This window comes from Eubacterium ramulus (assembly GCF_003122485.1).
Lineage (GTDB): Bacteria > Bacillota > Clostridia > Lachnospirales > Lachnospiraceae > Eubacterium_I > Eubacterium_I ramulus_A.
Genome location: NZ_JRFU01000195.1, coordinates 1 through 4,563, shown reverse-complemented (window position 1 = coordinate 4,563; position 4,563 = coordinate 1). Strand labels below are relative to the sequence as shown.

Annotated in this window: 6 protein-coding genes; 3 read left to right on the top strand and 3 right to left on the bottom strand. The window is 42.7% G+C overall.

All coding sequences use genetic code 11. From position 1 onward, the window contains the following. Together LG34_RS15085 and LG34_RS15080 are read right to left on the bottom strand one after the other, a co-directional pair. Positions 1-293, bottom strand: a 293-nt coding sequence (locus LG34_RS15085) for a potassium channel family protein (protein ID WP_146190243.1), incomplete at its 3' end; no start/stop codon positions are given. A gap of 156 nt (positions 294-449) precedes the next feature. Beyond that, entirely contained in the window at positions 450-1,790 is a 1,341-nt protein-coding gene (locus LG34_RS15080; RefSeq protein ID WP_109216798.1) for a TrkH family potassium uptake protein, read from the bottom strand. Between the two features lie 104 nt (positions 1,791-1,894). On the opposite strand from LG34_RS15080, the gene LG34_RS15075 reads away from it, so the two are divergent. Further along, positions 1,895-2,395, top strand: coding sequence for a hypothetical protein (locus tag LG34_RS15075; protein ID WP_109216797.1), 501 nt, complete (start codon positions 1,895-1,897; stop codon positions 2,393-2,395). A gap of 173 nt (positions 2,396-2,568) precedes the next feature. Next, positions 2,569-3,171, top strand: a complete 603-nt coding sequence (locus LG34_RS15070) for a DUF1653 domain-containing protein (protein ID WP_109216796.1) — start codon at positions 2,569-2,571, stop codon at positions 3,169-3,171. A 101-nt stretch (positions 3,172-3,272) separates the two neighbouring features. On the opposite strand, the gene LG34_RS15065 is transcribed toward LG34_RS15070, so the two are convergent. Further along, positions 3,273-3,731 (bottom strand): CYTH domain-containing protein, encoded by a 459-nt coding sequence (locus tag LG34_RS15065; protein WP_109216795.1) that lies wholly within the window; start codon positions 3,729-3,731, stop codon positions 3,273-3,275. A gap of 117 nt (positions 3,732-3,848) precedes the next feature. Here LG34_RS15065 and LG34_RS15060 point away from each other — a divergent pair, with 117 nt between their 5' ends. Next, positions 3,849-4,388: a DJ-1 family glyoxalase III gene (locus tag LG34_RS15060; RefSeq protein ID WP_109216794.1), complete on the top strand. Its 540-nt coding sequence runs from the start codon at positions 3,849-3,851 to the stop codon at positions 4,386-4,388. Positions 4,389-4,563 lie beyond the last annotated feature (175 nt).

The following is a 4,563-nucleotide window of genomic DNA, read 5'->3' as shown; positions in this document are numbered from 1 at the left end:
TTGCTGATGACATATTTTGCCCCAAGTTCTTTTAACAGACAGGTGATCTCCAGACTGCTCTGAAAATTTGTGCCGATGCAGACAAAACATTTGTCAAAGTTTCCGACGCCTAGGCTTTTTAACACTTCTTCTTTGGTGCAGTCACCGATTTTTGCATCTGTGACATAAGGGAGAAGCGGCTCTAATAATTCTTCGTTCTGATCAACGATCATAACTTCGTTTCCAAGTTTGGCAAGATTTCGGCATAAATGACTGCCGAAACGTCCCATTCCGATAATTAAAAATGATTTCATAATAAAATCCTTTCTGTGAAAATAAGTAGATTTGGTGTAATAAAATAAATAGTAACAAATATGCAATGGCAAGACGTTATCAGAAGTAATTTGCCGTATGTAATAACGAATATGCCGAAAAATCAAAGTATACCAACAGATTGCCGGGTCTTATGTTTAACCGATGCTGATATGCTCTTTGGGCTGGCGAACGTGTGCGAGTCGTTTTTTATCTGTAAAGGACATGGCGAAGGAAAGACTTCCCACACGTCCAAGATACATCAAAATGATCAGGATCACTTTGGCAGCCGGTACCAGAGAAGGTGTGACACCAGTGCTCATGCCAACAGTGCTGACCGCGGATACGACATCGAAAAGTATCGTGGTCAGGTCAAGATTCTGCAGCATTGAGATCAAAAACGTGGCAACCACTGCCAGCAGCAGATGTGTCGTAAATACAGCAGCAGCTTTTGAAATTGCATCATCTTCCATCCGGCGTTTGAAAATGTTGACACCGTCTGTTCTGGTCAGGGTAGAGCGCAGATACAGGATCAGTACGGCAATCGTTGTCACTTTGATACCGCCCGCGGTAGAACCCGGACAACCGCCGATAAACATCAGGATAATGGTCAGAAACTGACTGCTCTGGCTCAAAGAGGCAATGTCGGTTGTGTTAAAACCGGCGGTTCGTGGTGTGACGGCACAAAACAGAGCATTTAAAAGTGCCTGGGAACCGCTCATGTCTGCAAACAATGCATGGCGCTCCAGAATCCAGAACAAAATCGTTGGAACAACAGCCAGGATTACGGAAGTGACCAGCACAATTTTGGTATGCAGTGCATATTTGCGAAAATGTAGTTTGTGTTCTTTTAAATCACTCCAGACGAAAAATCCAATGCCGCCAATCAGGATCAGAGCCATCAGAGTCAGGCAAACCACCCAGTTTGCGTTGTATCCGATGAAGGATGACATTCCAAATGCGCCCATCAGGTCAAAACCTGCATTACAAAAAGCGGAGATGGAATGGAAAATGCCATAATAAAGTGCCTGATGAAAAGGCATATCCCGCCAAAAACAGAGGGTCAGGATAATGGCACCGACACCTTCAAATAGTAAAGTTCCCCGTAAGATTAATCGTGCAAGCCGGACGATTCCGCCGGTATTCAGCACATTTACGCTCTCTTTTAATAAACCGCGCTGGCGTAACGTGATTTTTTTGCGAAGAAAAAGGGAAAAACCGAAACCAAAAGTGATAAATCCCAGTCCCCCAATCTGAATCAGGGTGATAATGATGATCTGCCCGAACAGTGACCAGTGCAGATACGTATTTGTGACTACCAGTCCCGTCACACAGGTGGCACTGGTGGATGTAAACAGAGCAGTGAGAAAATCAGTGGGTGTACCACTCCGGCTTGCCGCAGGTGTCATAAGCAGCAGCGTACCGATCAGAATGATACAGAAAAATCCCAGTGCGATCATCTGCATCTGTGAAATATTATTTCTTGCTTTGGCAAACATAGTAACCTCCAAAATTCAATCAAGTCGAACTTCAAAACAGTATACCATGATTCTTGTAAATATGCTATACTGTACGAAAAGTTTGACAGGAAGGAGATGGCGTGATGGTAAGTCTGATTTTTTGGTTTATTGTATTGATTTTTATTATTTCCAGTGTAGTAAAAGGCAAAAAGAAGCCTGCAAACAGAAATAGAAATGCAGGAACGACACAAAGCTGTCCGGTACAGAAACCGCGGACACAGCCGACAGCGGCACAAACGGTGAAAAAACAGCAGACATCCTATGGATCTTATAAACAGTCGAAGGCAAAGCCAGCGGCTTCCACGACAAAATATTCCGATACAAAAAAGGCAAAAGCTTCTGAACAGCGCGCACAGCAACAGCAGCAGGCAGAGCAGATGAGCATTTTTGATCAGAACGAGATTGTGGCAGCAGCAAAAGCGAACACCAGAGAGGTGGAGCTGGATAATGACAGGGACGCTGAAAATCAGAATCTGATGGATGATGTCTATGAGGTAATGGTCAAAGGACCAAAAAACAACATAGAATTTCAGCGTGATTTTATTGCAGAAGGAATGGATATGTTAAATTCATTCAACGTATAAGTTTGGGATTAGCGAAAAACATAGAAAACAATGTTTACTAGTTTTGGCTTCGGATAATAAAGTAAAATAGAAGGATGCATGACAAAACATAGAATGAAGCTGTAGACATGCAGATTTAAACAGATCAGGGGAGTGATCGAAGAAAGAATCAGGGGCAGAAAGAAGGAATCAAAATGGCACAGGGAAATCCGTTACCGGGAGAAAAATATTTACATTTTAAAAAGAAATTATATCAGATCATTGCAGTGGCAAAACATTCAGAAACCATGGAATCGTATGTTGTGTATCAGGCGTTGTATGGTGATTTTGGTGTATACATCCGCCCGTATGATATGTTTGTGAGTGAAGTCGATCATGAAAAATATCCGGAAGTGACACAGAAATACCGGTTTCAATATGTAGATCCAGAGACGATAAGCCAGAAAGAAGAAAATGTAAGTGCAGCAACGATGTGTCAGAAGGAAGAACCAGTAAGCACATCCGTGGAAAATGACAATAAAGAAATAGAAAAAACAGTAGTAGCTTCGCCAGAAGATGATACCATAGAGCAAATCAATCCATGGTTACTGCGTTTTCTGGATGCAGAAACCATGGAAGAAAAGTATCAGATTGTCTGCGACATCAAAAATGAAATTACAGATCGTCTGATCGATGATCTGGCAGTTGTTGTCGATGTGGTAATCCCGGAGGGAAAATTAAGTGATCGTTATGACCAGTTAAAATATTGTATCCGCACACGTCAGAAATACGAACAGACCTCTCTCTGGAGAAAATAGTATCTGATAAAATCAGATGCCAACCCTGCATGGGGTGACTAACAAATAGCGATGCACAGAAAGTTTGTCTGCTAAGTTAGTTTGCTTTAGGCATGTTTTATCTATGCTTCTGGATGATAACCGTGGTGGCTCATATAGCTGTTGTGATATTTGCCGGAATAGGTAACATCTTCGGTGAACCATTCCGGAGGTGTAAAGCTGTTCGCTTCATCTTCAGAAGGAAATTCCACTTCTGCAAGGATCAGCGGAGCAAGTTCTCCCTCAAAAATATCCAGTTCGATGGTATAGGTACCAAATGGAATACAATATCTCTTTTTTGTGATAAGCAGACCGTCTGCTTTCGGGCGGAGATGTTCGTAACCCTCTGCGGTCAGCGGAAGATTGTATTCTTCTCTTGCCATGAGACCACCGGATTTGTAGGTGAGAAAATAAGCATCATCCTGTTTGCGGATGCGCACAACCGGATTGGTACACAGATAGCCCTGTTCAATGTGGCGGCATGGATATTGTTCCAGATGTTCCGGTAACTGTGGGATTAAAAATTTGCGTTCGATTTCCATAATAAGGCTCCATTCTGATAGTTATTGTTCATGTCCTTTTAGTATAAGCTATTGTTGGAAAAATGCAATCAGAAGCAAATTTGTTTATGAATTTTATAATGAAACGGAGGAAATAATATGAGTAAAATAGCAGTATTATGTAACGATGGTGTAGAAGAGATTGAATGCCTGACCGTAGTTGATTTTTGCAGAAGAGCAGGTATCGAGGTTATAACAGTTTCAGTGACCGGAAAACGCCAGATCATGGGCGCACATCAGATCGTTTTTCATGCAGATGAAGTATATGCAGATATGAATTTTGATGAATTCGACGGAATCGTTTATCCGGGTGGACCGGGAACCGGCGCAATGGGTGAAAAACCGGGTGTCAAAGAGCTGGCGCAGAAATTTTTAAATAATGGAAAAATGCTGGCAGCAATCTGTGCGGCACCGGGAATGATTTCTGAAACCGGCATTTTAAAAGAAAAACACGCAACCGGCTATCCGGGATGCAAACCGGAAGGCGGCGCAATCTGGAGCGAAGATGCAGCAGTTGTTGACGGAAATCTGGTAACCGGAAAAGGACCGGGAGCAGCGGCTGAATTTGCGATTGAGATCATTCGTTACCTTGCAGGTGACATAAAAGCGGAGCAGATTCGTACGTCTACCATGATGTAAATTGCTTTGCGACAGTAAATTTAGATAATGAAGGCACCAGTCAGGCAATCTTACCTCTGCAGCTAACAATCGCTTGTCGAGGAAAGATTGCCTGACTGGTGCCATATACGTTTTGTTGATCTCAGTCGGAGATTGAACTCCCACTGAGAAATACTTGTTACTACTCACCACTTGC